Origin of the sequence: Kitasatospora sp. NPDC096147 (genome assembly GCF_044763225.1) — a bacterium.
In the GTDB taxonomy this organism is placed as follows: Bacteria; Actinomycetota; Actinomycetes; order Streptomycetales; family Streptomycetaceae; genus Kitasatospora.
In genome coordinates, this window is the sequence record NZ_JBIWFX010000002.1 from 744082 (window position 1) to 770122 (window position 26041).

The 26041-nt window shown below is 73.9% G+C and carries 29 protein-coding genes; 22 read left to right on the forward strand and 7 right to left on the reverse strand.

Annotated features, from left to right (window positions below; genetic code table 11):
- Positions 1-210: 210 nt before the first annotated feature.
- The 4 genes from ACIRBX_RS08890 (at position 211) to ACIRBX_RS08905 (ending at position 5734) form a co-directional block, all read left to right on the forward strand.
- Complete coding sequence (locus ACIRBX_RS08890) at positions 211-3729, forward strand: SNF2-related protein (protein ID WP_402294780.1); 3519 nt, start codon at positions 211-213, stop codon at positions 3727-3729.
- Positions 3726-3932, forward strand: coding sequence for a hypothetical protein (locus tag ACIRBX_RS08895; protein ID WP_402294781.1), 207 nt, complete (start codon positions 3726-3728; stop codon positions 3930-3932). The genes ACIRBX_RS08890 and ACIRBX_RS08895 overlap by 4 nt, the downstream gene beginning before the upstream one ends.
- Before the next feature lie 152 nt (positions 3933-4084).
- Positions 4085-4849, forward strand: coding sequence for a putative protein N(5)-glutamine methyltransferase (locus ACIRBX_RS08900; protein ID WP_402294783.1), 765 nt, complete (start codon positions 4085-4087; stop codon positions 4847-4849).
- 201 nt (positions 4850-5050) lie between these two features.
- Positions 5051-5734 (forward strand): hypothetical protein, encoded by a 684-nt coding sequence (locus ACIRBX_RS08905; RefSeq protein ID WP_402294785.1) that lies wholly within the window; start codon positions 5051-5053, stop codon positions 5732-5734.
- 7 nt (positions 5735-5741) lie between these two features.
- On the opposite strand, the gene ACIRBX_RS08910 is transcribed toward ACIRBX_RS08905, so the two are convergent.
- A complete protein-coding gene (locus ACIRBX_RS08910; RefSeq protein ID WP_402294787.1) occupies positions 5742-6323 on the reverse strand; it encodes a TetR/AcrR family transcriptional regulator in 582 nt (193 codons plus the stop codon).
- Positions 6324-6420: 97 nt separating this feature from the next.
- On the opposite strand from ACIRBX_RS08910, the gene ACIRBX_RS08915 reads away from it, so the two are divergent.
- The 6 genes from ACIRBX_RS08915 to ACIRBX_RS08940 all read left to right on the forward strand — a co-directional run bounded on the left by ACIRBX_RS08915 (position 6421) and on the right by ACIRBX_RS08940 (position 9887).
- The gene (locus tag ACIRBX_RS08915) at positions 6421-6906 is read left to right on the forward strand and encodes an FBP domain-containing protein (protein WP_402294789.1); all 486 of its coding nucleotides are present in this window, start codon (positions 6421-6423) and stop codon (positions 6904-6906) included.
- Between the two features lie 44 nt (positions 6907-6950).
- Complete coding sequence (locus ACIRBX_RS08920; protein ID WP_402294790.1) at positions 6951-7676, forward strand: hypothetical protein; 726 nt, start codon at positions 6951-6953, stop codon at positions 7674-7676.
- Between the two features lie 130 nt (positions 7677-7806).
- The gene (locus ACIRBX_RS08925; RefSeq protein WP_402294792.1) at positions 7807-8283 is read left to right on the forward strand and encodes a hypothetical protein; all 477 of its coding nucleotides are present in this window, start codon (positions 7807-7809) and stop codon (positions 8281-8283) included.
- 118 nt (positions 8284-8401) lie between these two features.
- A complete protein-coding gene (locus ACIRBX_RS08930) occupies positions 8402-8860 on the forward strand; it encodes a helix-turn-helix domain-containing protein (protein WP_402294794.1) in 459 nt (152 codons plus the stop codon).
- Positions 8847-9398, forward strand: a complete 552-nt coding sequence (locus tag ACIRBX_RS08935; protein WP_402294796.1) for a hypothetical protein — start codon at positions 8847-8849, stop codon at positions 9396-9398. The genes ACIRBX_RS08930 and ACIRBX_RS08935 overlap by 14 nt, the downstream gene beginning before the upstream one ends.
- A gap of 159 nt (positions 9399-9557) precedes the next feature.
- Entirely contained in the window at positions 9558-9887 is a 330-nt protein-coding gene (locus tag ACIRBX_RS08940) for a DUF2516 family protein (RefSeq protein ID WP_402295276.1), read from the forward strand.
- A 116-nt stretch (positions 9888-10003) separates the two neighbouring features.
- On the opposite strand, the gene ACIRBX_RS08945 is transcribed toward ACIRBX_RS08940, so the two are convergent.
- Positions 10004-11443, reverse strand: a complete 1440-nt coding sequence (locus tag ACIRBX_RS08945; RefSeq protein ID WP_402294798.1) for a PP2C family protein-serine/threonine phosphatase — start codon at positions 11441-11443, stop codon at positions 10004-10006.
- A gap of 227 nt (positions 11444-11670) precedes the next feature.
- Here ACIRBX_RS08945 and ACIRBX_RS08950 point away from each other — a divergent pair, with 227 nt between their 5' ends.
- Positions 11671-12204: an O-acetyl-ADP-ribose deacetylase gene (locus ACIRBX_RS08950; RefSeq protein WP_402294799.1), complete on the forward strand. Its 534-nt coding sequence runs from the start codon at positions 11671-11673 to the stop codon at positions 12202-12204.
- A gap of 137 nt (positions 12205-12341) precedes the next feature.
- Here the strand turns inward: ACIRBX_RS08950 and ACIRBX_RS08955 are convergent, their stop codons facing one another.
- Positions 12342-13172 (reverse strand): class I SAM-dependent methyltransferase, encoded by an 831-nt coding sequence (locus ACIRBX_RS08955; protein WP_402294801.1) that lies wholly within the window; start codon positions 13170-13172, stop codon positions 12342-12344.
- A 281-nt stretch (positions 13173-13453) separates the two neighbouring features.
- Between ACIRBX_RS08955 and mshA the strand changes: the two genes are divergently transcribed.
- On the forward strand, positions 13454-14779 hold the full coding sequence (gene mshA, locus ACIRBX_RS08960; RefSeq protein ID WP_402295279.1) for a D-inositol-3-phosphate glycosyltransferase: 1326 nt from the start codon (positions 13454-13456) through the stop codon (positions 14777-14779).
- 137 nt (positions 14780-14916) lie between these two features.
- Entirely contained in the window at positions 14917-15465 is a 549-nt protein-coding gene (locus tag ACIRBX_RS08965; RefSeq protein WP_402294802.1) for a YbjN domain-containing protein, read from the forward strand.
- Here the strand turns inward: ACIRBX_RS08965 and ACIRBX_RS08970 are convergent.
- On the reverse strand, positions 15462-16718 hold the full coding sequence (locus ACIRBX_RS08970) for an MDR family MFS transporter (RefSeq protein ID WP_402294804.1): 1257 nt from the start codon (positions 16716-16718) through the stop codon (positions 15462-15464). The genes ACIRBX_RS08965 and ACIRBX_RS08970 overlap by 4 nt on opposite strands.
- Before the next feature lie 157 nt (positions 16719-16875).
- Here ACIRBX_RS08970 and ACIRBX_RS08975 point away from each other — a divergent pair, with 157 nt between their 5' ends.
- The 3 genes from ACIRBX_RS08975 (at position 16876) to ACIRBX_RS08985 (ending at position 18951) form a co-directional block, all read left to right on the forward strand.
- Positions 16876-17634 carry a phosphoglyceromutase gene (locus ACIRBX_RS08975; protein WP_402294805.1) on the forward strand — a complete coding sequence of 253 codons (759 nt, stop codon included), beginning with the start codon at positions 16876-16878 and terminating at the stop codon, positions 17632-17634.
- Between the two features lie 92 nt (positions 17635-17726).
- Positions 17727-18119, forward strand: coding sequence for a hypothetical protein (locus ACIRBX_RS08980; protein ID WP_402294807.1), 393 nt, complete (start codon positions 17727-17729; stop codon positions 18117-18119).
- Positions 18120-18363: 244 nt separating this feature from the next.
- On the forward strand, positions 18364-18951 hold the full coding sequence (locus tag ACIRBX_RS08985; protein ID WP_402294809.1) for a lytic polysaccharide monooxygenase: 588 nt from the start codon (positions 18364-18366) through the stop codon (positions 18949-18951).
- A gap of 88 nt (positions 18952-19039) precedes the next feature.
- Here the strand turns inward: ACIRBX_RS08985 and ACIRBX_RS08990 are convergent, their stop codons facing one another.
- Both ACIRBX_RS08990 and phoU read right to left on the reverse strand, forming a co-directional pair.
- Positions 19040-19219: a hypothetical protein gene (locus ACIRBX_RS08990; protein ID WP_402294811.1), complete on the reverse strand. Its 180-nt coding sequence runs from the start codon at positions 19217-19219 to the stop codon at positions 19040-19042.
- A gap of 166 nt (positions 19220-19385) precedes the next feature.
- Positions 19386-20060: a phosphate signaling complex protein PhoU gene (gene phoU / locus ACIRBX_RS08995; protein WP_402294813.1), complete on the reverse strand. Its 675-nt coding sequence runs from the start codon at positions 20058-20060 to the stop codon at positions 19386-19388.
- Between the two features lie 265 nt (positions 20061-20325).
- Between phoU and ACIRBX_RS09000 the strand changes: the two genes are divergently transcribed.
- Positions 20326-21588, forward strand: a complete 1263-nt coding sequence (locus ACIRBX_RS09000) for a sensor histidine kinase (RefSeq protein ID WP_402294815.1) — start codon at positions 20326-20328, stop codon at positions 21586-21588.
- On the forward strand, positions 21585-22274 hold the full coding sequence (locus ACIRBX_RS09005) for a response regulator (protein WP_402294816.1): 690 nt from the start codon (positions 21585-21587) through the stop codon (positions 22272-22274). Before ACIRBX_RS09000 ends, ACIRBX_RS09005 begins: the two co-directional genes overlap by 4 nt.
- Positions 22275-22347: 73 nt before the next feature.
- On the opposite strand, the gene ACIRBX_RS09010 is transcribed toward ACIRBX_RS09005, so the two are convergent.
- A complete protein-coding gene (locus ACIRBX_RS09010) occupies positions 22348-23025 on the reverse strand; it encodes a DUF461 domain-containing protein (protein WP_402294818.1) in 678 nt (225 codons plus the stop codon).
- Positions 23026-23387: 362 nt separating this feature from the next.
- Between ACIRBX_RS09010 and ACIRBX_RS09015 the strand changes: the two genes are divergently transcribed.
- From ACIRBX_RS09015 to ACIRBX_RS09030, 4 genes are all read left to right on the forward strand, one after another.
- Positions 23388-23870, forward strand: coding sequence for a CarD family transcriptional regulator (locus ACIRBX_RS09015; RefSeq protein WP_030244332.1), 483 nt, complete (start codon positions 23388-23390; stop codon positions 23868-23870).
- A gap of 226 nt (positions 23871-24096) precedes the next feature.
- A complete protein-coding gene (gene ispD / locus ACIRBX_RS09020) occupies positions 24097-24870 on the forward strand; it encodes a 2-C-methyl-D-erythritol 4-phosphate cytidylyltransferase (RefSeq protein ID WP_402294820.1) in 774 nt (257 codons plus the stop codon).
- Positions 24860-25354, forward strand: a complete 495-nt coding sequence (gene ispF / locus ACIRBX_RS09025) for a 2-C-methyl-D-erythritol 2,4-cyclodiphosphate synthase (RefSeq protein ID WP_402294822.1) — start codon at positions 24860-24862, stop codon at positions 25352-25354. Before ispD ends, ispF begins: the two co-directional genes overlap by 11 nt.
- Before the next feature lie 260 nt (positions 25355-25614).
- On the forward strand, positions 25615-26007 hold the full coding sequence (locus ACIRBX_RS09030; RefSeq protein WP_402294824.1) for a PPOX class F420-dependent oxidoreductase: 393 nt from the start codon (positions 25615-25617) through the stop codon (positions 26005-26007).
- The last annotated feature ends 34 nt before the right edge of the window (positions 26008-26041 follow it).

The following is a 26041-nucleotide window of genomic DNA, read 5'->3' on the forward strand; positions in this document are numbered from 1 at the left end:
CACCGTAGACCCATTTCGTTCAAAGTTCAACCATGGGCGCGCGGGTCGGCTTCGAGGCTTCAGACGGAGGGCTTCGGAGGGAGGCTTTGAGGGACGGGACGGGACGGGACGGGACGGGCGGGGTGGGTGGGTGTGCGAGCCGGGGTGGTGTCGGGGGTGCCGCTTAAGGTGGGAGCGAGGATTCCCGGTGATCAGGAGGTGGGTGCGCCGATGTTCGCGCTCCACGCGTTCTGGCGGGCCGACGGGCAGTTGGCGCTCTGGGCGGAGGACGCCCGGGCCTTCGGGACTCCCCGGGGGACGTCCGCCGCCCACCCCTACGCCTGCCCTGCCGCCGAGGTGGTCCGCCTGCTGGCGGCGCTCGGCCCCGGCGTCGGCTGGCTGGCCGGCCAGGCCCCCGAGCGCTGGGGCACCCTCCGGCTGCCCGGCCTCGGCGGGGCCCCTGGTCCGTCCCCGCAGCTCCCGGTCGGGGTCACCGGCCAGGGGCTCTCGCTCGCCGACTGGCGGGTGCCCGTCCTACTCTTCCCGGCGACCGCCGCCGCCCAGCTGCTCGGCGAGCTCTTCGACCCCCGGTGGTCCGCCGCCACCGTCCAACTGCCGGGCCTGGACGAGCCGGTGGAGCTGGCCTACGGCGCCTCGCTGCGCTGGCTCACCGCCGTGCACGACCTCGCCTGGCGGCTGGCCGGCCGGGGCCGCGTCCTCCCCGTCCTGCGCGAACGGGACGGCCGGCCGTACGCCCACTGGCAGCCCGCCCCCGACCGGGCCGCGCGGGCGGAGGCCGAGGCGCTGGCCCGGGGCTGCCCGCCGATCGCCCTGGCGGAGGTGGCGGCCGGCCCCGGCGGGCGGCCCTCCGGGGTGGGAGCCGCCGCCCTGGTCGCCGAGCTGCTCGACGTGCTCACCGACCGGGAGGTGCGGGTGGCGCTGGAGGGGGCGCCCGTGCCCGCAGGGGACGGGCCGGTCGCTGCCTGGCTCGGCGCGCTGTACGCCGCCGACGGGGCGTTCGCCGACCCGGGGCCGGCCCCGTCCCTGCCCGTGTGCCCGGTCTCGGTCTCGGCGTCGGCGTCGGCGTCGGCGTCGGCGTCGGCGTCGAGTGAGCGTGCGGCCAGGGGCTCGGTGGCTTCACCGTCCGTTCCTCCGGGCGTAGTCGGGGCACCGGGGGTCGATGCCGTGAGCCGCGAGGGCGGGCCGGGCCACGCCGGTGGCACCCGAGGTGACGCGGGGTCGGCTCCGTCCCGGGGCTCCTCCGTCGGCGGTTCCGGCGCTCCGACGCCCCCGCCCCCGGCCGACCGTCAGGGGGATACCGCTGCGGCCGTCCCCGTGATCGGGGGTGAACTGGCTGCCCTGCGGGAGGGGTTGGCGCGCTGGTATGCGGGCGATCCCGCCCCCGACCGGTCGCTGCGGCTCTGTTTCCGGCTCTCCGAACCGCTCGGGCCGGGCGACGGTGACCCCGAGGGCCGCCCGGACGAGGACGACTGGCGGCTCGACTTCCTGCTCCAGGCGGTGGACCGGCCTTCGCTGCTGCTCTCCGCCGCCGAGCTCTGGGCCGACGGCCCGCCCGCAGCCGCTCTCCTCCGTCAAGTGCCGGATGCGGCAGAACAGTTCGTTATCGAACTGCACCGTGCCGCGCTGCGCCGCCCTGAGCTCCGGCCCGCCCTGGCGGGCTCCCGGCCGACCGCGCTGCGGCTGGACCGCACCGAAGCCCTGGCCTTCCTCCGGGATGCGGCTCCGGCCCTGGCCGAGGCCGGGTTCGGCGTCCTGCTCCCCACCTGGTGGCAACGCCGGCCGCGCCTGGGCTTCGCCCTGACGGCGGCTCGGGTCACCCCACCCGGCTCGGTGAAGCGCGAGGCCCAGGTCGACCGGGATGCGGTGGTGGACTTCCGGTGGCAGCTGGCGCTCGGTGAAACGGCCCTCACCGAGCAGGAGTTGACCGATCTGGGAGCGGCCCAGCAGGGCCTGGTCCGGCTGCGCGGACGTTGGGTGGAGGTGGACGCCGGTCAGATCGCCACCGCGTTGCGCTTCCTGGAGCAGTACGGCGGCGGAACCATCACCACCCCCGACCTGCTGCGCCTCGCGCTGGACCCCTCCGCCACCGCCGGGGGCCTGCCGGTCACCGCCGTCACCGCCGTCGGCCCGCTGGGCGATCTGCTCGCGGGCCGCGCCGTGGACACCGCCGCCCCGCCCCTGCCGCCCGACTTCGGGGCCACCCTCCGTCCTTACCAGGAGCGGGGGTTGGCCTGGTTGCACGCCCTGGCCCGGCTCGGCCTGGGCGGGGTGCTGGCCGACGACATGGGCCTCGGGAAGACCGTGCAGACCCTCGCCCTGCTCGCGGCCGAGCACCATGCCCGTCCCCGGTCGGGACGGGGCGCCGGCCCGACCCTGTTGGTCTGCCCGATGACCCTGGTGGGGAACTGGCAGCGGGAGGCGGCCCGGTTCGCCCCGATGCTGCGGGTGCACGTCCACCACGGCGCCGACCGGGCCGATCTCGCTGCCGGTCCTGACCTCGCCGTCGGTGGCGACCTTGCCGCCGATCCCGATCTCGCCGCCGGGGCCGCTCGCGCGACCCGTCCGGCCCGGAGTCCCTTCCCCGGCGCGGATCTGGTGATCACCACCTACGGCGTGCTCCAGCGCGAGACGGCCCTGCTCCGCCGGGTCCGCTGGCGCCGGGTGGTCGCCGACGAGGCGCAGCACGTCAAGAACGCCGCCACCGCCCAGTCGCGGGCGCTCCGTTCGATCCCCGCCACCGTGCACCGCATCGCCCTCACCGGCACGCCGGTGGAGAACAGGCTGGCCGAGCTGCACACGGTGCTGGACTTCGCGAACCCGGGACTCTTCGGCACCGCCGAGTCATTCCGCGAGCGCTTCGGCCTGCCGGTCGAGCAGCACGGCAGCGAAGCGGCCGGGGCCCGGCTGCGGCGGCTCACCGGTCCGTTCGTGCTGCGCCGCCGCAAGTCCGACCCGGCGGTGGCCGTCGAGCTGCCGGCCAAGCAGGAGATCACCGTCCGCTGCCACCTGACGGCCGAGCAGGCGGGGCTCTACCAGGCGGTGGTGGCCGAGCTGCTGCACCGTCTCCAGGGCATCAAGGGCGTGGAGCGCAAGGGCGCGGTGCTGGCCGCGATCGGTCGGCTCAAGCAGGTCTGCAACCATCCGGCCCAACTGCTGCGCGACCGATCGCCGTTGGGCGACAGGTCGGGCAAGGTGGCGCGGCTGGAGGAGCTGCTCACCGAGGCGTTGGCGGAGGGGGACCGGGCGCTGGTGTTCACCCAGTACGCCGAGTTCGGGCGGCGGCTCCAGCCGCACCTGGCCGAGCGGCTCGGCACCGAGGTGCTCTACCTGCACGGCGGGGTGCCCCGGCACCGGCGGGAGGAGATGGTGGCCCGCTTCCAGCAGCCGGACGGCCCGGGCGTGTTCCTGCTCTCGCTCCGCGCGGGCGGCACCGGCCTCAACCTCACCGCCGCCAACCAGGTGATCCACCTGGACCGTTGGTGGAATCCGGCGGTGGAGGACCAGGCCACCGACCGGGTGCACCGGATCGGCCAGCACCGGGCCGTCCAGGTCCGCCGCCTGGTCTGCGTCGGCACCGTGGAGGAGCGGATCGGCGAACTCATCGAGGCCAAGCGCTCGTTGGCCGAGCAGGCGGTCGCCGCCGAGGAGAAGTGGCTCACCGAGCTCGACCCGGCCGCCCTGCGCGAGCTGGTCACCCTGGCCACCGAGGCAGCGCAGGAGGAGACATGACGGACGGTCGGCAGGTGGCCGAAGGCTTCTGGGACGGCGACTTCACCCTCGGAGCGGCTGCTCCCCCCGGTGAGCCGGAGGAGGGCGGCACCGCACTGGACGCCCTCGGCCCGGCGGGCCTGCGCCTCGGCGGACGCGACCTCGCGGCGGTGCTGGCCGACGGCTACCGCCGGATGACGGGCACCGAGCCGGGTGTCCGATAGAGTGCAAGCCTTCCCGTGGTCACGGTCCACGGGCCGTTCGAGGAGGTGAGTCCCATTACCGCTGTGCCGGTCCGGGTGCTCTCCTCCGTCTCCCGTTCGGTCTGACCGACCGAACCGAGAGCGCCCTTCGAAGCTTCGAAAGGCATCTCACCATGTCGTACGCCACCACCGTCACCACCCTCCGTGCCGCCGGCTGTGTCTTCGCCGAGGACGAGGCCGAGCTGCTGCTCGCCGCCACCACCGACGCCGGACGGCTCGCCGAGCTGACGGCCCGTCGGGCCGCCGGCTACCCGCTGGAGCACGTGCTCGGCTGGGCCGCCTTCTGTGACCTGCGGATCGCGGTCGGACCCGGCGTGTTCGTCCCGCGCCGCCGCACCGAGTACCTGGCCGAGCTCGCCACCGCCCTGCTCACCCCGGAGGCGGTGGTGCTCGACCTCTGCTGCGGGGCCGGCGCCGTGGCGGCCGTCCTGGCCAGGGGCCCGTACGCCGAATTGCACGCCGCCGACCTCGACCGGGCCGCCGTCGCCTGCGCCCGCCGCAACCTCCCCGCCGACGCCGCGCTGTACCAGGGGGACCTGTACGCGCCGCTCCCCGCCACCCTGCGCGGCCGGATCACCGTCCTGATCGCCAACGCCCCCTACGTCCCGACCGACGAGATCCGCTTCCTGCCACCCGAGGCGCGTGACCACGAGCCCCTGGCCACTCTGGACGGCGGCCCCGACGGCCTCGCCGTGCAGCGCCGCGTGATCGCGGACGCCCCGCACTGGCTGGCCCCCGGCGGCCGGCTGCTGATCGAGACCAGCGCACGCCAGTCGCCGTCCACCGCCGCCGCGATGACCGCCGCCGGCCTGCTCACCCGCACCACCGCCTCGGAGGACCACGACGCCACGGTGGTCATCGGCGTCCGCCCGTCCTGACCTGCGCCCGTCCTGACCTGCGCCTGTCCTGACTTGCGCCTGTCCTGACCTGCGCCCGGGTCTGCCCCCGCCACCTCCGGCCGGCCGCCGTTCCCTCTGCGGCTGCCGCCCCTGTTGCCGAGGGGGCCGCCGCGGGCTGACTGCCGCTGGTAGCGTGCGGATCTTCGCCGGTCCGCCGGTCGGAGCCCCGGACGGACCGTCATGACCGATCCCTGGCAGCGCCTCGGTGCCGCCCTCGACGCCTATGCCGTCGTAGCCCCGCGTGACAGTCGGTTCCGGCCGGCCGCCTGCGGCCACTGCCACACCGCCGAGGAGCTGGCCGCCCTGGCCGGTCCGGTCGAATCGGTCCCGGGCCGGCTGCTGGCTGCCGTCGCGTACCGGTCGCCCGGCCACTGGAGCGATCCGACCGCTCTGCTCCGCCGTCTGGCGCCCCGGCTGATGCGTGCCGTGGTCGCCGGCGGGCAGGGGGTGGGGGCGGGCTCCCTGGGGACGCGGTTCCGGCAGGCGGACTGGCCGCGCTGGCCGGAGCCCGAGCGGGTCGCCCTGCTGACACTGTGGCGGACCTGGTTCGACCTGACCGTGCGTCACGATCCCGCGCCCGTGCCGGTGGACGAGGTCTTGGACCTGGTCGCGACCGCCACCGGAGGCCTTGCCCCGTGGCTCGACCGCTGGCCGGCCGCCGGCCATCCGGTCGCCGACCGTCGGCTCGCCGAACTCCTTGACGGCTGGGTGGTCCACGACCGGGCGGACGCCCTCCGGCTCGGTCACGGTGGTGAATACCTGGCCGGCTCCGAACTGTTCACCTGGCTGAACGGTCTCGACCCCGCCCGCCTCACCCCCGACCAGCGCTACGCCCTCGCCCTCCTGGACGCGGACCGCCCCTGACGTCCCGTCACGCCCCGGCGCCGGCCTCCGGCCAGTTCCGCAGCAGCGCGTCCAGCGCGTCGAGCACCCGCTCCCAGGTCTCCTGGGTGTCCGGCGCGCTGTGGCTGAAGCCGCCGCCCAGCTCCAGCGTCACGTACCCGTGGAAGAGGCTGCCCATCAGCCGCACGGCGTGCGTCTGGTCCGGCCCCTCCAGCCGGTACCCGCGCAGCACCGCCCGGGTCAGCTCCGCGTGCCGGGCGCCCGCGCTCGCGGCGGCGGCCTCCGGGCTGAGCCGGAGCTGCGCGGCGGCGTACCGGCCGGGGTGTTCGCGGGCGTAGTCGCGGTAGACGTTCGCCAGCGCGGTCAGCGCGTCCTTGCCGGCCCGGCCGGCCAGGGCGGCCGAACCCCGGTCGGCGAGTTCGGCGAGGGCCAGCAGGGCGATCCGCTCCCGCAGGTCCTGGGAGTTGCGCACGTGCGAGTAGAGGCTGGCCACCTTCACGTCGAAGCGCCGGGCCAGCGCCGAGACGGTCACCTCGTCGAAGCCCACCTCGTCGGCCAGCTCGGCTCCGGCCAGGGTGAGGCGTTCGGCGGACAGTCCTGCGCGTGCCATCGGCTCGGCTCCCTCTCGTCGTTCCGGTCGTCGTTCCGGCGTGCCTGATCCCATTATGCGTTTGCCTAAAAGCTTTAGGCAAAATAGCCTCACCTTTATGAAGCAGCTGACCGACCCCCAGATCCGCGCCTCCTTCGTGAACTGCACCAAGGGCGAGGCCAAGCGCCTCGCCGTCCCCCGCGACCTGGAGACCCGCCCCTGGCCGGACCTCGACTACCTCGGCTGGCGCGACCCGCAGGCACCCGACCGCGCCTACCTGGTCGCCGAGCTCGACGGCGCCCCCGTCGGCCTGGTCCTGCGCAGCCCGTCCGCCGCCTCCTGGCAGGCCCGCCGCAGCATGTGCTCGGTCTGCGTCACCACCCACGTGGGCGGCGTCTCGCTGATGGTCGCCCCCAAGGCGGGCAAGGCCGGCCGCGAGGGCAACTCGGTCGGCGTCTACCTCTGCACCGACCTCGCCTGCTCCCACCACCTCCGGCACCCCTCGACCTCCGGCACCCGCCTCCACGAGACCCTGACCACCGAGGAGCGGATCGCCCGCACCGCCACCAACCTCGCCGCCTTCGTCGCCAAGGTGACCGCCTGACGCCCGCCCGCCGCGAGCGCCCGACGGTGTGGTTCCATGCCCGGATGGTGAACTGGGCAGGGGCGTACGACTGGTGGTCCGACACCGACCGTGTCCCCGAACTCCTGGCGCGCGTCGAGAGTGGGGACGACGCCGAGGCATGGAGGGAGCTGGGGTACCGGCTGGTCCTCGAGCACGACATGGTGTCGGCCGCCGGCTTCGTGGCGCTGCCGCGCCTCGTGCGCCTAGCATCCGACAGTGCGTCGGCGCGTCGTCTGGCCGGCGAGATCCTCGAACGCGCTGCGGCCCACCACGGCTGCGACGATCTGTTCGCGGACTGCGCGGGTGCGGTCGCGGAGTTCCGGGAGCTGCTGGACGGGTACCTCCGATCGCGGCCGGCCGACTACCTCGCGAGCTTCCGCGCGCTGCTCGCAGCCGAGGAGCAGTACCACTGGGCGGCAGTCCTGGGGGACTTCACCGACGACTTCCACCGCGTGGACTGCCCGCACTGTGCCGTCGAGGTGACGATCGCCATCGGTGGCCACGGACGCTACTCGGCGGTCCGGGACTGGGATCTGGGTGACGTGGACCGGCGTCACCTGCGACCGGTGCCGCCGGCGGCCCTGGCCGGCGTCGGCCGGTGGATGCACGGCACCGCCGCCCGCGACGGGGAGGACGTGCTCGCCGAGGGGATCACCCACCTGTTCGGCGATGCGGAGTGCCCGAGCTGCGCCTGCGTGTTCAACGTCGCGGAGGAGTACGCCTCGGCCAACCGCCCGGCGTCGGGGTGAAGAGGGCCGGTCTCCGGTCCGTGCCTTCCGGCGCTGATCGCGGTGGTCGGCACCGCGCCCTGATCGGGTGGGCGGCTGTGGCAGAATCCCGCCTTCAGCAGCTGGAGGGGTGACGAGGGTGAGCGGTGCGGTGTCGGTTGGTGACCCGGACTGGGATCCGGACGAGCACGTGCGGTTCGCCCGCTACCGCAGGGCGTTCGCCGAGGTGACCCCCGAGGACGCGGCTGCCCTGGTCTCCCGCGTGCTCACCGACCCCGATGGGTCGATGGCCAACAGCGCCGTCTGCGAGTACCTCGACCGCCGCGCCGCCGCGCTCCTCACGGACCCCGGCTACCCCTCCTGGTCCCTGGAGATGACCGACCCCGTGGCGGTGGACGACTTCGCCGCCCGCCGCCTGCGCGAGTGGACCCTGCTCCGGGCGATGACCATGGGCGAGCCGTGGGACGCCGAGGCCTTGCTCGCGGCCTCCAACTGGCTTCAGCTCCACATTGCCGAGAAGTCCGCGGCCGAGGCGGCTCTGGCGGCACTGGCCGAGGGCGGCCGGACCCGGCGCATCCGCAACGTCGCCCGGTCCCGCCTGCCGGTCACCAGGCCGACCCGGCCCTGAGCCTCCGGCCGACAAGGCCGCGCGGACCGGCCGACTCGCGTGCACGGGCGCAGAGGCGGTGCATGCTCGCGCTAGCACCGTGCTTGCAATTGCAAGCACGGCCGTGCAGACTGCTGCCATGGCTTCACTGAACGTGGGCTCGCTCGGGGAGTACATCCGTGAGCAGCGGCGGAACGCGCAGTACTCGCTGCGCCAACTCGCCGATGCCGCAGGCGTGTCCAACCCCTACCTGAGCCAGATCGAGCGGGGGCTGCGGAAGCCGAGCGCGGAGATCCTGCAGCAGATCGCCAAGGCGCTGCGGATCTCGGCGGAGACCCTGTACGTGCAGGCCGGGATCCTGGACGAGCGTCCGGAGGCCGGCCCGGGGGAGACCCCCGGGGTGCGGGCGGCGGTGTTGGCGGACCCGTCGATCAGCGAGCGGCAGAAGCAGGCGCTGCTCGCGGTGTACGAGGCGTTCCTGAAGGAGAACCAGGAGCAGCCCGCCGCCACGCCGCCGGGAGCGGCAGGAGCGGCAGGAGCGACAGTGCGGACAGCAGACGCAACAGCGGAGGAGAGGACCGGCCATGCCGATCGGTGACGAGATCAAGAAGACCCTGAGCGACCCGACGCCGCTCTACGCCCTCGCGGGCGCGGGCGACCTGGCGTACGAGAAGCTGCGCGAGGTGCCGGGCCGGGTGGAGGCGCTGGCCGCCGACCGCAAGGGGGCCCAGGAGAAGGCCGCCGCCGCGTTCCAGGAGGCCGGGGCGAAGCTGGTCGGTGCGCAGGCCAAGGTGACCGAGACGGTCGGCGGGCTGCCCTCCGACCTGAAGGGCCTTCAGGAGAAGGTGCAGGGCCTGGCGCTCCAGCAGGTCGGCCTGGCACTGGAGTTGGCGGTCAAGGCGAAGGAGGCCTACGACGAGCTGGCCGTCCGGGGCCGCACCGTGGTGGAGAAGAACCAGCCGCAGCCGGAGCCCGGGGCGCCGGAGGAGGTCGTCGAGGCCGAGGTGGTCGAGCCCGAGCCCGTGGTGCTCGACCTGGAGCCCGAGCCCGAGGTGGAGACGGAGCCCGAGGCGGCGGCCCCCAAGCGCGCCCCGCGCACCCGCAAGCCCAAGGCCGCGCCGGCCGACGCCGAGTGAGAACGGGCGCGGACGGGTGTGAACCCGGTCCGGTCCGGGCACATCCGGGCGGTCCGGCTCGTTGAGCCGGGCACGGCCGCCCTGCCGTGCCACCATGGGCGACGGTAGTGCCCGGAAGGCAGTCCTGATCACAGTGAGGAGGCGGCAGCAGTGGTGAACATCCTGAGCTTGCATTTCCTGAGCCCGGAGTGGTGGCTGTCGATCGCGATCATCGCGTTCAAGGTCTTCGCCTTCGGCGACGCGGTGACCAGACGTGAGGACGCGTACCGGGCGGCGGACAAGAAGACCAAGCCGTTCTGGCTGGCCGTCACGGGTGCCTCGCTCGCGCTCGACCTGCTGCTCGGAGCCTCGGTGTTCAGCCCGCTGACGCTGATCGGTCTGGTGGCCTCGATCGTCTACACGGTGGACGTCCGCCCCGCGATCAAGCAGCTCACGGACGGCCGGGGCAACGGCAGCCGGAGCAACAACGGGCCGTACGGCCCCTGGTGACGACCCCTCGGGACTGACCCGGGCGGCTCGGCTGCGACCGGGAGCGACCGGGAGCGAGCGGAAGCGACAGGAGGGCGGGCCCGGCCGGGCCCGCCCTCCGTCCTGCGTGCGGGGCCTCAGCCCATGATCACCGGCACCGGCTGACGCTCCAGCAGCAGCACCGCCACGTCGTCCGCGAGCGCCCCGCCGTTCAGCTCCTCGACCTCGGCGATGGCGCTGTCCACCAGCCGGCCCCGGGTCAGCCCGCCCGACTGGTGGTCGGCGATCAGACCGATCAACCCGTCCTGGCCGAGCCGCCGCGATCCGGCGCCGACCCGGCCCTCGATCAGGCCGTCGGTGTACAGCAGCAGGCTCCAGCCCGGACGGAGCGTCAGCTCCTGCGTGGGCCAGGCGGCCCCGGGGTCGTCGCAGTGCAGCAGGCCGAGGGCCGGTCCGGCCTCCTCGGCCGGGAGCAGGGCGGGCGTGCCGTCCCGGCTCAGCAGCAGCGGGGCGGGGTGGCCGGCCAGGTACATCCGGGCCTGCTCGACGCCGACCGCCGGGCCCTCCGCCGAGGGCGGGGAGAGCACCAGCAGGCAGAGCGTCGCGAAGATCTCGTCGCTGCGCCGCTCGTGCTCCAGCACGTGCTGCAGGGTGGTGAGCAGGGTCTGCCCGGTCAGCCCGGCGAAGACCAGCGAGCGCCAGGCGATCCGCAGTGCGACGCCGAGCGCCGCCTCGTCCGGGCCGTGCCCGCAGACGTCGCCGATCACCACGTGCACGGTCCCGTCGTCGGTGCGCACGGCGTCGTAGAAGTCGCCGCCGAGCAGCGCCCGGCTGCGGCCGGGGCGGTAGCGGCGGGTGAAAGAGAGCCCGGCGCCGTCCAGCAGCGGGGTGGGCAGCAGGTGGCGCTGGAGGCGGGCGTTCTCCTGGCCGCGCAGCTCGGCCTCGACCAGCCGGCGCTGCGACTCGTCCGCCCGGCGGCGCTCGACCGCGTACCGCAGGGCGCGGGCCAGCAGCGGCCCGTCGGTCTGATGGCGGATCAGGAAGTCCTGCGCCCCGGCGGCCACCGCCGCCGCGCCGAGCTCGGCCCCGGCGGCGTCGGTGAGCACCACGACCGCCGTCTGCGGGGCCCGGCGGAGCAGTTCGCGCAGACCGTCCAGGCCCTGGAGCGGGCCGGTCTGGTCGGCCGGGTCGGCGAGGTCGAGCAGGACGCAGCTGAACTCCGGCTCGCGCGGCCGGGCCGGGATCCGGCGGCCGGGCCCGGGCGGGACGGGCGGTCCGGCCAGCCGGTCCGCGGCGGAGGGCACGCCCCGGGCCCAGTGCAGCTCGATCGGGGCGCCGGACTCGGCCACCAACTGCTCCAGGAAGGCCGCGTCGGTGTAGTCGTTCTCGATCACCAGCAGCCGGAACGGCTGCTCGCCCCCGTTGGCCCGGGGGTGCGGTATCGGCATGCCGACGGGCGCCCCGGCCGCCGACGCCCGGTCGGCGGCCGACCGCTCCGCGCGTCCACCGCGCGCCTCGGCGACGGCGCCCGGCCGGGGCGGGGCGACTGGCGCCCGCCCGTCTCCCGTTGCGGGCATTGGCTCGGTCCTCCCTCTCCCCGACAGCGCAACGGCTGGGCCAGCCGTGTGGTGCCCGGTCGGCACCGGGTGTCGGGGAGCTTCGGTGACCATAACGCGGACGGAGCCCTTTCCTCCGGCTGACGGGCGGCTCTGTGGCTATCACCACGCCACCGGGACGATGCGCTGGCCTCGGGAGGAACGATTCTGGTATGGACCGGTGACGGACCTTCAGGAAGGGCAGGACGGTGACGCGCATCACGTCGGTCGAGGGTGACATCACGACGCAGCGGGTGGACGCGGTGGTGAACGCGGCCAACTCCTCGCTGCTCGGCGGGGGCGGCGTCGACGGCGCGATCCACCGCCGGGGCGGGCCGGAGATCCTGGCCGAGTGCCGGGCCCTGCGGGCCTCCCGGTACGGGCGGGGGCTGGGCGTCGGCCAGGCGGTGGCCACCACGGCAGGCCGCCTCCCGGCCCGGTGGGTCGTACACACCGTCGGGCCGGTCCACCTGCCGGAGGAGTACGAGGAGCGGGCCGCGCTGCTGGCCTCCTGCCACCGCGAGTCGCTCCGGGTGGCGGCCGGGCTCGGTGCCCGGACGGTGGCCTTCCCGGCGATCTCGACCGGCGTCTACCGCTGGCCGCTCGCCGACGCCGCCCGGATCGCCGTCGCGGCGGTGCGGGAGGCGGTGGCGGAGCACCCGGAGCTGACGGAGGTGCGCTTCGTGCTGTTCGGGGCGGAGGCCCACGAGGTCTTCCGGCACGCGCTCGACGCGACCGGCTGAGACTCCGTCACCTCATCCCGCCGATGCGGCGTCACGGCGCTCTGTCGCTCCGCCCCACCGATGCGGCGTCACGGCGCTCTGTCGCTCCGCCCTGCCGATGCGGTGTCACGCCGCTCCGCCGCCCCGCCGCCCGGGCGTCACGGTGCCAGGGCCGGCCACTCCACGGTGATCTCGCCCTGCCGCCAGCGCCCCCGGGCATCCGCCAGCGGCCAACTGCCGGACAGCGAACGGCAGGTGGCGATCCACCGCTGCCGGGCGCCGAACGCGCCGTACGGGGCGGCGGCCGACCAGGCCCGGTCCAGGTCGGTCAGGAAGGCGTGCACCGGGCGGCCCGGCACGTTGTGGTGGATCAGCGCCTTCGGCAGCCGCTCGGCCAGCTCGGACGGCTGGGCCAGCCCGGCCAGCCGGGCGGCGAAGGTCACCGTCCGGGGCCCCTCCGGGCCGAGCGCCACCCAGACGTGCCGCCGCCCGATCTCGTCGCAGGTGCCCTCCACCAGCAGTCCGCCCGGCGCCAACCGGCCGCACAGCCGCTCCCAGACCGGGCCGACGGCGGCCTCCTCGTACTGCCGCAGCACGTTGGCCGCCCGGATCAGCAGCGCCCCGCCCTTGCCGTCCAGCGGCACCTCGAAGCCGCCCCGGCGGAAGGTCAGCAACGGCGGCTCGGCGTACGGCAGCGCCGCCGTGACCCGCTCCGGCTCGATCTCGACGCCCACCGTCCGGACGTCCGGGCGGACCGCGCGCAGCCGGTTCGACAGCTCCACGGCCGTCCACGGCGCCGCCCCGTACCCCAGGTCCACGGCGGTCGGCGGCTGCTCGGCGGCGCGCAGCGCGGGGCCGAGCGTGTGGGCGATCCAGCGGTCCATCCGGCGCAGCCGGTTGGTGCCCGTCGTCCCCCGGGTCACCGTCCCCTCGGGCCCGGAGCCCCGGCCCCGGGCGGGAGAGCTGTGCGGAACGGACGGCGCGACCATGCCCGCAGCCTATCCGGGGCACCCGCCCCGCCACCCGGCCCGGCACCCGGCACCGGCACCGCCGCGCCCCACCACCCGGCCCCGCGCCGACACCTCCGCACCGACCTGCGAGGACGCACCATCTCCGGCCACTTTCCGGCAAGCGGGAATGCGACGCGGCGTTCGGGTGGTTGTAGGCCTGGACGAATGCCCAAGGGCCGGACGCGTGGTGCCCAGGGGAGCGACAGGAGGCTAGCCAGGTGACCAAGCACCCCGCCCGTACGGCGGCACGCCGTGCCCCCCTGCTCCCGCCCTCGCTGGGCCGCCTGCAGGGCCTGGTCGGCCGCCGCCGCCCGCACCGGATCGCCATGCTGAGCGTCCACACCTCCCCCCTGCACCAGCCGGGCACCGGCGACGCGGGCGGGATGAACGTCTACATCGTCGAGCTGGCCAAGCGCCTCGCCGCCCTCGACATCGAGGTCGAGGTCTTCACCCGCGCCATCAGTTCGGACGACGCCCCCACCGTGGAGCTGGCCCCCGGCGTGCTGGTCCGGCACGTCACGGCGGGCCCCTACGAAGGGCTGCTCAAGGAGGACCTGCCGGCCCAGCTCTGCGCCTTCACCCACGCCGTGCTGCGCACCGAGGCGGGGCACCGGCCCGGCCACTACGACCTGGTGCACTCGCACTACTGGCTCTCCGGTCAGGTCGGCTGGCTGGCCGCCCAGCGCTGGGGCGTGCCGCTGGTGCACACCATGCACACCATGGCCAAGGTCAAGAACGCCGCGCTGGCCGAGGGCGACACCCCCGAGCCGGCCGCCCGGGAGATCGGCGAGAGCCAGGTGGTCGAGGCGGCCGACCGGCTGATCGCCAACACGGCGGAGGAGGCCGAGGAGCTGGCCCTCCACTACGCGGCCCGCCCCGACCAGCTGGCCGTGGTGCACCCGGGTGTCAACCTCGACGTCTTCCGCCCGGGCCCCGCCGACGCCCGCGCCGCCGCCCGGGCCCGGCTGGGGCTGCCGCAGGACGCGGCGGTGCTGCTGTTCGCCGGGCGGATACAGCCGCTCAAGGCGCCGGACGTGCTGCTGCGGGCGGTCGCGGTGCTGCTGGAGCGCGAGCCGGAGCTGCGCGGCCGGCTGGTCGTACCGGTGGTCGGCGGGCCGTCCGGCACCGGCCTGGCCAAGCCGGAGAGCCTGCAGAAGCTGGCCGCCCAGCTGGGCATCTCGGACGTGGTCCGCTTCCACCCGCCGGTCGGCCAGCAGCAGCTGGCCGAGTGGTACCGGGCCGCCACCGCGCTGGTGATGCCCTCCTACAGCGAGTCGTTCGGCCTGGTCGCCCTGGAGGCCCAGGCCTGCGGCACCCCGGTGGTGGCCGCTGCGGTCGGCGGCCTCCCGGTCGCGGTGCGGGACGGCCGCACCGGCTCCCTGGTGCCCGGCCACGACCCGCAGGACTGGGCCCGTGCGCTCCGCCCGTACGTGACGGACCGTGAGCTGGTGCACCGTCAGGGCCGGGCCGCCGCCGCCCACGCCGCCGCCTTCGGCTGGGACCGCGCCGCCGGCCGCACCGCCGAGGTCTACGCCGCCGCCATGCAGCACGCCCCGTCCCTGCTGGCCGGCCTCCGCCTGGCCTGACCCGCCGTCCCGGTGCGGCGTCACGACCCGGCGTCACGATCCGGGCTGCGCCGCCGGGTCGGTACCGGTCCGTTCCGCCGCGGCGTGACGGGGAGTCAGGCGAGGGCTGCGGCATACCCCCGAGTAACGTCTGCCCCATGGCAACCCTCACCAAGGACGACGCCCTGGCCCTGCTCCGCACCGCCCTGGACGAGGCGGGCGTGGCCTGGGAGCCCGCCGCGACCGACCCGTACACGCTGGTCGCGACGCTGCCCGGCACCCGCAAGCTGGCGACCCCCTGCGCCCTGCGGGTCGGTGACCACACCTTCTCGGTGAACGCCTTCGTGGTCCGCCGTCCCGACGAGAACCACGAGGCGGTCTACCGCTGGCTGCTGGAGCGCAACACCAAGTTGTACGGCGTCGCGTACGCGATCGACGCGCTCGGCGACGTCTACCTGGCCGGGCGCCTTCCCCTGGAGGCGCTGACGCCCGAGGTGGTGGACCGGCTGCTGGGCACCGTGCTCGGGGCCGCCGACGAGCCCTTCAACACCCTGCTCGAACTCGGCTTCGCCACCGCCATCCGCCGCGAGTGGGAGTGGCGCACCAAGCGCGGCGAGTCCACCCGCAACCTGGAGGCGTTCACCCACCTCGCGACCCCCGCCGAGCCCGTGACCCCCGCCGCACCCGCCGCGCCCGAGGCCGACTAGACCAGCGCCTTGGCCGGCTCCTCCGCCGCGACGGAGCCGGCCCGTCGGCGCTGCCCCCGCCCGAGCAGCAGGAAGCCCGCTGCCGCAGCGGTGCCCAGCAGCGCGCAGGTGCCCCAGGCCGCGACCCCGCCGCCGTACTGGAGCAGCAGTGCTCCGCCCGCCGGGCCGAGGAACATCGCCAGCGACCAGGAGAGCGAGTACACGCCCTGGTAGCGCCCGCGCGCGTCGGCCGGGGCCAGTTCGGCGACCAGCGCCATCATGGTCGGGGCGTTCACGATCTCGCCGATCGTCCAGATCGCCACGGTGAGGGCGAAGAACCAGGCCGAGGACCCGGCGAACATGGTGAGGCCGAAGCCCCACCCGATCAGCAGGGAGCTGGCCACCAGCAGGCCGGTCCGGTTGCGGCCGGCCATCAGCCGGGTGACGGGCAGTTGGAGCAGCACGATCAGTGCCCCGTTCAGACCGATCACCAGGCCGTACTGGGAGGCGGGCACCCCGGCTTGCCCCATGTCGACGGCCAGGGTGGTGGAGCCCTGCTGGGCGACCAGGGCGAGCAGCAGGTTCACCCCGAAGACCGCCATGAACCGGCTGTCCCGGAAGACCCGGCCGAGCCCGGCCGCCGACCCGGCCGGCCCCTCGGCGGCGACGGCCGCCACCGGTCGGCTCTCCGGCACCTTCACGAAGACCAGCACCGCGCAGAGCAGCGTGCTCAGCGCGTCCAGCAGGAAGAGCGTCAGGTAGCCGTGGGCGGCGATCAGGCCGGCCACGGCGGCGGAGGCGCCGAAGCCGATGTTGATCGCCCAGTAGTTCAGCGCGTAGGCCCGGGCCCGGTCGGCGGCGGGCACCACGTCGGCGATGATCGCGGAGATCGCCGGGCGGGACGCGTTGCTGCTGAGGCCGACCAGGAAGACCACCGCCGCGATCGCCACCTGGCCGTCCGTGAAGCCCAGCACGGCCACCGACACGGCGGTGCCGAGCTGCGCCGCCAGCAGGGTGGGCCGGCGGCCGATCCGGTCGGTGAGCACCCCGCCGCCGATCGCCGCGATGGCCGAGCCGAGCCCGAACAGCGAGGCGACCAGGCCCGCGTACGCGGCCGACCAGCCGCGCTCGACGGTCAGGTACAGCGAGAGGAACGGGACGACGAAGCCGCCCAGCTTGTTCACCAGGGTGGCGGCCCAGAGCCACCAGAACTGACGGGGTAGTCCACGACCCGTCTCGGTGACCGAGACGTAGAGGCGGTGAAGGGAGGGCATGTGGGGGCTCCCGGGCGGCGTGAGGGACCGCTCAGCGGTACCCGGGCAGGACGGATGACCGCTGGGCGGTAATGTAAGTGGCTCATCTGCGAAGTGAACATTACCGGCGGACTTTGGTCCCGGCTAGCCGTTATCCGCCTCTATTAAGCTGAGCCCCATGGCTGACACGACCTACCGACTGATCCTGCTCCGTCACGGCGAGAGCCAGTGGAACCAGAAGAACCTCTTCACCGGCTGGGTCGACGTCGACCTCAACGAGAAGGGCGAGAAGGAGGCCGCGCGCGGCGGCGAGCTGCTGGCCGCCGAGGGCTTCCTCCCCGACGTACTGCACACCTCCCTGCTGCGCCGCGCGATCCGCACCTCGCAGATCGCCCTGGACAAGGCCGACCGCCACTGGATCCCGGTCAGCCGCAGCTGGCGGCTGAACGAGCGTCACTACGGCGCCCTCCAGGGCAAGGACAAGGCCCAGACCCTGGCCGAGTTCGGCGAGGAGCAGTTCCAGCTGTGGCGCCGCTCGTACGACACCCCGCCGCCGGTGCTGGCCGACGACGCCGAGTACTCGCAGGCCGGTGACGCCCGCTACGCCGACATCCCCAGCGAGCTGCGCCCGGCCACCGAGTGCCTCAAGGACGTCGTCGAGCGGATGCTCCCGTACTGGTACGACGCCATCGTCCCCGACCTGGCCGCCGGAAAGACCGTCCTGGTCACCGCGCACGGCAACAGCCTGCGCGCCCTGGTCAAGCACCTCGACGGCATCTCCGACGAGGACATCGCCGGCCTGAACATCCCGACCGGCATCCCGCTGGTCTACGAGCTCGACGCCGACTTCAAGCCGGTCACCAAGGGCGGTCGCTACCTGGACGCGGACGCCGCCGCCGCCGCCATCGAGGCGGTCAAGAACCAGGGCAAGAAGTAACGCTCCGGCTCCGGCTTCCGACGGCCCCCCTCCCGGACGGGAGGGGGGCCGTTATCCTGTGGGCTTTCGAGACGAGGACTACGGGGGGACCGATGGTCAAGAAGTCCATGGTGGGTGCGCTCATCGTGCTGCTGGTGCTGACGCTGGCGGCGTGCGGTTCGAGCAAGAAGAAGAAGAGCAAGAGCAAGACCCACAACACCCAGCCGGCCAGCAGCCTGGTCGCCGAGCCGAAGACCGTCACCACCGGCGGGGCGCTGACGGTGACGTACAACGGCTGCAAGTCCGGCGACCAGATCGCCTTCTCCTGGACCAAGTCCGGCTCCGCCGAGCGCGGTTCGCTCGGTACGGTCGCCTGCTCGGGCAGCCAGGCCGTGCTGCGGCTGTCCAAGTTCACCGCGACGGCGGTGGGCAGCCTGCAGCTCGGTGGGCAGGCCACCAATGGGGGGCGGAACGAGACCACCCTGATCACCGTCAAGGCGAGCTGACGCACGCGCCTCCCGGTCTGCATCAACGGCCCCACCCGTCGCACGGGTGGGGCCGTTTCCTCGTCAACTCGCCTCCGTATCACGGTGGTTCAGACCATTGACGGTCTCCCGAGGCGCTCCTATGGTATGGACCAGTGGCACGAGCACGCCAAGATCCCCCCACGGACCGGCGTGCGCGGCCCAGTACTCCATCCACCCCCACAGCTCGCTCCGGCCTGCCCGGAGCCGAGTCGGAAGGAGCACCATGCGCAAGCGTCATCTCGTCGGCGCCCTGGTGGCGGCCGTCGCGGTCCCGGTCGCGACCGCCCTGCCGGCCTACTCGCACGGGTACGTCACCGGCCCGCCCAGCCGGGCCGCGCTCTGCGCGGCGGGCACCGTCACCAACTGCGGCGACATCCAGTGGGAGCCGCAGAGCGTCGAGGGGCCGAAGGGCTTCCCGAACTCCGGCCCGGCCGACGGCAAGCTCTGCGCGGGCGGCAACAGCCGCTTCGCCCAACTCGACAACCCGCGCAACGGGGCCTGGCCGACCACCAAGGTGACGGCGGGCTCCCGGCAGAACTTCACCTGGAAGTTCACCGCCCGGCACGCCACCTCCTCGTACCGCTACTACCTCACCAAGTCCGGCTACAACGCGGCCACCGCGCTCAGCCGGAGCAACCTCAACCTCACCCCGCTGCTCACCGTGCCCGGCAACAACCAGCAGCCGCCGAGCACCCTGACCCACAGCGTGCCGCTCCCGGCCGGCCTGACCGGTCACCACGTGCTGCTCGCGGTCTGGGACGTGGCGGACACCACCAACGCGTTCTACTCCTGCGTCGACCTGCAGTTCTGACGGTCCGGCAGGACCCCGGGACGTACGTCGGCCGGGCACCCCGGCAGGTCAGGGGCGCCCGGCCGACGGGACCGGAGGAGGAGCAGGGTCAGTGGCCGCCGCAGCAGCCACCGCTGGCGCCGCCGCACTGGCAGGGCGCGCCGGACTGGCAGCCGCAGCCGCAGCCGGGGCCGCAGCCGCAGGTGGCGGAGAGCACCGGCAGCAGCCGGGCAGCCGTCGGGGTGACGGAGCTCGGCGGCGGGGTGTGGGGGGCTGTGGTCGCCTTCATCGCGCTGGGCCTCCTCGGCAGGGCACCGGGGGTGCACACGGCGGTGTGTCCCCGTCCATGAGTGAAGCCCCCCCGGTGACACGCCGTCAACAGGCGTGCGGGGGCGGGGAGATCGCCCTCCCGTGCGCCCCCGCTCCGCCCCTCACGCCCGGTCCGGGTGGTGCGGTCAGCCCTCGACCTCGGTCAGGGGCACGAACTCGCCCGCGTGCTCACCGGTCACCAGGAACACCACGCGCTTGGCCACCGAGACCGCGTGGTCGGCGAACCGCTCGTAGTACCGGCCGACCAGGGTGACGTCCACGGCGGTCTCGATGCCGTGCTGCCAGCGGTCGTCCAGCAGGTGCGAGAACAGCTCGCGGTGCAGGGCGTCGATCGCGTCGTCGTCCTGCTCCAGCTCCAGTGCCTTGTCCACGTCCTTGGTGGCGATCACCAGGCCGGCCTTGGCCACCAGCCGCTGGGCGAGCTGCCCCATCTCCAGCAGGATCGGGTGCAGGTCGTTCGGGACGGCCGTCTCGGGGTAGCGCAGCCGGGCCACCTTGGCCACGTGCCGGGCCAGGTCGCCGCAGCGCTCCAGGTCCGAGCTCATCCGCAGCGAGGTGACCACGATCCGCAGGTCGGTGGCGACCGGCTGCTGACGGGCCAGCAGGTCGATCGCGCGGTTCTCCAGGTCGTGGTGGAGCGCGTTGATCTTCTCGTCGGCGGCGATCACGCTCTCCGCCAGTTCCAGGTCGGCGTCGAGCAGCGCGGTGGTGGCCCGGCCCATGGCCGAGCCGACCAGCCGTGCCATCTCGACCAGGCTGTCGCTGATCGAGTCGAGTTCCTCGTGGTACGCGTCGCGCATTGCTGTGCTCTCCTCAGTAGCTGTGTCGGTGGCGGTGCCGACCGGCCGTACCGTAGGAAGATCGGAACGGCCGCTGCTGGTGGCCGCATCGTAGTGCCGCCACCGCCCGCACGGGCTGTGCAACTCACCCTGGGCCGTTCGGGCGACCACGCACGGCCGGTGTGGTGAACCGGCGGGAGCTTCGAGGTGAATTCTCGGTAACGTGCGGCCGATCCCTTGATCGCACCCGTGGGGTGCGCCGCCGCGATGCGCTTACGCTGGCCACATGGACGTGAATGTGGCCGCCGCCGCAGCCTGCGCCATAGCCGGGCTCGGGGTCGGTCTCACGGCCGCGATCGCCTTCCGCTGGAGCGAGCGGGAGCAGGCGCGTGCGGGCAGCGGAGGCGGGAAGAACGGATCGGGCGGACTCCCCGCCCAGGAATCACCCCTCCCACCCGGAGTGGACACCGTGCTCTCGGTGCTCCGCTCCTGCGCGATCGTGCTCGGCGAGGGCGACGAGGTGGTCAAGGCCAGCTCCGCCGCCTACGCGATGGGCCTGGTGCGCGGTGGCGCGGTGGCGGTCGAGCAGATGCTCTCGCTGGCCCGGGCCACCCGCCGCGACGGCGAGATCCGCCAGGTCGAGCTGGAGGTCCCCAAGCCCGGCGTGGCCCGCCCGAGCGAGCCGCTCGCGGTCTCCGTCCGGGTCGCCCCGCTCGGCTCCCGGCTGGTCCTGGTGCTGGTCGAGGACCGCACCGAGCGCCGCCGGATCGAGGCCGTCCGCCGCGACTTCGTGGCCAACGTCTCGCACGAGCTCAAGACCCCGGTCGGCGCCCTCTCACTGCTCTCCGAGGCCGTCGCGGACGCCTCCGACGACCCCGAGGCCGTGCAGCGCTTCGCCGGCCGGATGCAGATCGAGGCGACCAGGCTGGCCAGCCTGGTCCAGGAGATCATCGACCTCTCCCGGGTCCAGGACGACCAGCTGCTGGTCGACCCGGAGCCGGTCGCGGTGGACACCCTGATCGCCGAGGCGATCGACCGCTGCCGCCAGCCCGCCGCCGCCAAGCAGATCCACATCGCGGCCGGCGGCATCGGCGGCCTCTACCTGCACGGCAACCGCGGCCAGCTGGCCGCCGCCCTCGGCAACCTGGTCGAGAACGCCGTGAACTACAGCCCTCCGCGCACCCGGGTGGCCATCGCCACCCGGCGCATCTCCAGCGCCGCCGCCCTCGGTGAGGCGGACGGCGAACTGATCGAGATCTCGGTGACCGACCAGGGCATCGGCATCTCCGAGACGGACCGCGAGCGGATCTTCGAGCGGTTCTACCGCGTCGATCCGGCCCGCTCCCGGGCCACCGGAGGAACCGGCCTCGGCCTCTCCATCGTCAAGCACGTGGCGGCCTCGCACGGCGGCACCGTCTCCGTGTGGAGCGTCGAGGGCCAGGGTTCCACCTTCACCGTTCGGCTCCCGGCCGGGAAACCCCCGGTCGAGGAACAGCAGCACCCCATCCCCAAGCCCAACCCCCTTCCTGCCCCGGAGGCCCGCTCGTGACCCGTGTACTGGTGGTCGAGGACGAGGAGTCGTTCAGCGACGCCCTGTCGTACATGCTCCGCAAGGAGGGCTTCGAGGTGGCCATCGCCGCCACTGGCCCCGACGCGCTGGAGCAGTTCGAACGCAACGGCGCCGACCTGGTGCTGCTCGACCTGATGCTCCCCGGGCTCCCCGGCACCGAGGTCTGCCGCCAGCTGCGGGTGCGCTCCAACGTCCCGGTGATCATGGTCACCGCCAAGGACAGCGAGATCGACAAGGTGGTCGGCCTGGAGATAGGGGCCGACGACTACGTCACCAAGCCCTACTCCACCCGTGAGCTGGTGGCCCGCATCCGCGCCGTGCTGCGCCGCCGCGGCGAGGCCGACGGCACCGTCGACAGCGGCCCCGGCGCGCTGGAGGCCGGCCCGGTCCGGATGGACGTCGACCGCCACGTGGTGACGGTGGACGGCGCCAAGGTCGACCTGCCGCTCAAGGAGTTCGACCTGCTGGAGATGCTGCTGCGCAACGCGGGCCGGGTACTCACCCGGATGCAGCTGATCGACCGGGTCTGGGGCGCCGACTACGTCGGTGACACCAAGACCCTGGACGTCCACGTGAAGCGCCTGCGGGCCAAGATCGAGCCGGACCCGGGCGCGCCGCGCTACCTGGTCACGGTCCGCGGCCTGGGCTACAAGTTCGAGCCGTAAACCGCACCGCGCGCACCCGAAGGCCCCCGCTCGATCGATCCGAGCGGGGGCCTTCGGCCGTGCTGACGCGGCGTCAGTGCGCGCCGGCGCTCGCGCTCGGGCTGGCCGCCGGCGGCGCGGCCGGGGTGGAGGCGGTCGCCGAGGCACCGGCCGAAGCCGAGGGCGAAGCGGTGGCGGTGGCCGAAGCGCCGGCCGACGCGGAGGCCGAGGCGCCGGCGGCGGGCACCTTGGGCGCCACCGACGGGCCGAACGGCCGGTACATGCCCTGCGCCGTGTGCACCTGGGCCTCGGCGGCGACCTTGCCGGCCGCGCCGAAGGTGAAGGAGACCGGGGCGTTGCCGCCGAGCCGGACCTTGGCGGTGGCCACCCTGGCCACCGGCTGGTCCTCGCCGCCGAGCAGCACCGCGCCGCCGGCCGGGATGACGACCTCGGAGAGCGGGGCGCCCTTGGCGTCGGTGAAGGTGGCGGCGCCGCCCTCGGCCAGCTCCAACGACTTCAGGGTCTCCGGCTGGGAACCGCTGTTGCTGATGTTCACCGTGACGTTGGCCGGGCCGGGGTGCTCCTCACTGGCGCCCGGCGCGGTCACCACCACGATGTTGTTGAGCTTGAGGGTGGTGCCGATCGAGGTCGAGGCGTTGTCCGGCTTGATCTGCAGCGTGTCCGGGGTGTTCCCGGCGGCGCAGGCGGACAGCGGGAGGATCGCGGCGAGGGCGACGGCGGCGATCGCGCCGCGACGAAGGCTGCGGCTCACGGCGGCGGCATCTCCTTGGGTATCTGATCGGTGGTCAGGCTCAGATTACCGACCGCACATATCCGCTCATCACGGGGTGGCCCCGTGTCGCGCCCCGAGCCGCCCTTCGGGTGCCGTGAGCACGTCCCGCACGCGCATGCGGCAAAAACTCATGATCCAATCATGGTTTCGGGAGTGTTGCCAGAGGTTTCGTCAGGTGTGCAGACCGCCTCCGACCTGCGGGAAGGCCGCGTCGAACATCGGTCGCAGCATGCCGAAGGGGTCGTTGTCAAGCCCTGAGACCGGCCCTGACCTGCGAAAACGCCCTTCGGGTGGACGGCGAACCGTGTTATTCTGGTAAGCCACGGAAGGGGTCCTGTCACATGACGTTCAAGGTTGGCGACACGGTGGTCTACCCCCATCACGGGGCCGCGCTCATCGAGGCCATCGAGATTCGCCAGATCAAAGGTGTGGACAAGACCTACCTGGTGCTGAAGGTGCAGCAGGGAGACTTGACGCTCCGCGTCCCTGCGGAGAACGCCGAGTTCGTCGGCGTGCGTGACGTCGTCGGCCAGGAGGGCCTGGACCGGGTGTTCGAGGTGCTCCGCGCCCCGTACACCGAGGAGCCCACCAACTGGTCCCGCCGGTACAAGGCGAACCTCGAGAAGCTCGCCTCCGGCGATGTGATCAAGGTTGCCGAGGTCGTCCGCGACCTGTGGCGTCGCGAGCGGGAGCGCGGTCTGTCGGCCGGCGAGAAGCGGATGCTCGCCAAGGCACGCCAGATCCTGGTCAGCGAGCTCGCGCTCGCGGAGAACACCAACGAGGACAAGGCGGAGACGCTGCTCGACGAGGTCCTGGCCTCGTAAGCGGTCCACCGCGGTTCGAAGCGCCCGATGCCGGTGCACTCACCGTGGTCACGTAACGTGGCCCCGGTGCGGTCCGGCAGCACGGGCGCTTCGGCGTACCCGGGGGCGGGCCGCCCCGGTCACTCGGTGTGAGGACGAACGGGTGGCGGGCCGGCTTCGGAAGGGGACCGGTACGCCTCGTTCGGCTTCGCCAGTGGCCATACCCACCGCGCCGAGGGCGCGAAACATGGATGCACCAGAGCGCCGAAGGAGCGAGATCCTGAACGGTACGGCAGCAGTCGCAGCGGCCGTGGTCCCCGCCGCAGGGCGGGGCGAGCGGCTGGGGCCCGGGGCCCCGAAGGCCCTGCGGGAGCTCGGCGGGGTGCCCCTGCTGGTGCACGCGGTCCGGGCGCTGGCCCGGAGCCGGGCGGTCGGGCTGGTGGTGGTGGCCGCTCCGCCGGACGGGGTGGCCGAGGTGGTCGGGCTGCTGGACAGCCACGGGCTGGACGGCAAGGACGTCCGGGTGGTGGCGGGCGGGGCGACCCGGCAGGAGTCGGTGCGGCTCGGGCTGGCCGCGATCCCGGCCGACGTGCCGGTGGTGCTGGTGCACGACGCGGCGCGGCCGCTGGTGCCCGTCGAGGTGGTGGACGCGGTGGCCGCAGCCGTACGGGCCGGGGCCGGGGCGGTGGTGCCGGCGGTGCCGCTGGCGGACACCGTGAAGCGGGTCGAGCCGCAGCCGGGCGGGCGGCCGGAGCCGGTGCTGGAGACCCCGGACCGCTCCGCGCTGCGTGCGGTGCAGACCCCGCAGGGCTTCCGTCGGGAGCTGCTGGCCGAGGTGCACGAGCGGGCGCTGGCCGAGCCGGAGCTCACCGTCACCGACGACGCCGGGATGGTCGAGCACTACGGCGGCCCCGTGGTGGTCGTGCCTGGCCACGAAGAGGCGTTCAAGGTCACCCGTCCGCTGGACCTCGTGCTCGCCGAGGCCGTGCTCGCCCGCAGGAGGGCCTCCGATGGCTTCTGACGCTCCGTTGGTCCCGCTGGTCGGGATCGGCACCGACGTGCACGCCTTCGAGGCCGGGCGCCCGCTCTGGGTGGCCGGCCTGGAGTGGCCCGACGCCGGGGACGGGCTGGCCGGGCACTCCGATGCCGACGTGGTCGCGCACGCCGCCTGCGACGCGCTGTTCTCGGCCGCCGGGGTCGGCGACCTGGGGGCGCACTTCGGCACCGACCGCCCGGAGTGGTCCGGCGCCTCCGGCGTCACGCTGCTGACCGAGGCGGCCCGGATCGTCCGGGCCGAGGGCTTCGAGATCGGGAACGTGGCCGTCCAGGTGATCGGTGTCCGCCCGAAGGTCGGCAAGCGCCGGGCGGAGGCCCAGGCGGTGCTGTCGGCCGCCGTCGGCGCCCCGTTCTCGGTCTCCGGCACCACCACCGACGGCCTCGGTCTGACCGGTCGGGCCGAGGGCCTGGCCGCGATCGCCACCGCCCTGGTGTACCGGGTGAGTTGAGGCCGGTACTGATTCGGCCGGCCGGTCCCGCCGGGGGCGGCCGCCTCGCCGGTCGCCTTCGTGACCGCCCTCCGGGGTTGGCGGAGCGGCCGGACGAGGACCAGCGTGGTCGCCGGGGTGGGGCTGACGGTGGCGCTGATGAAACGCACGGGCTGACGCCGGTTGGTCCGATCGGATGGCTGACGGGTGTTCAACTGCCCTGCGGGGCACGGCGGTCAGTAGCGTTCCCCGGGGGCACTCCACGGGAAGAGGTGTACGGGATGGCCGTTGAGCTCTCCGAGCAGGCCAGGGCGCGGTTCGACGGGAAGACCTTCGCGGTGGTGAGCACCGTGCAGCCCGACGGGAGTCCGCAGTCGTCGGTGGTCTGGGTCACCCGGGACGGGGACGACGTGCTGTTCTCCACCGTCGAGGGCCGCCGCAAGCACCTCAACATGGTGCGCGACCCCCGGGTGACCCTGCTGGTCAACCCGCCCGAGGCGCCGTACACCTACCTGGAGTTGCGCGGCGAGGTGGCGATGACCCGGGAGGGCGGCCGGGAGCTGATCGACGAGCTGTCGCGGAAGTACCGGGGTGAGGACTACGGCTTCGACGGCCCCGGGGACGTCCGGGTGGTGTGCCGTCTGACGGCCCGCAAGGCGGTCGGGAACCTCTGAATTCGACAGGACCATGACGGAAAGGTGGCGGGGC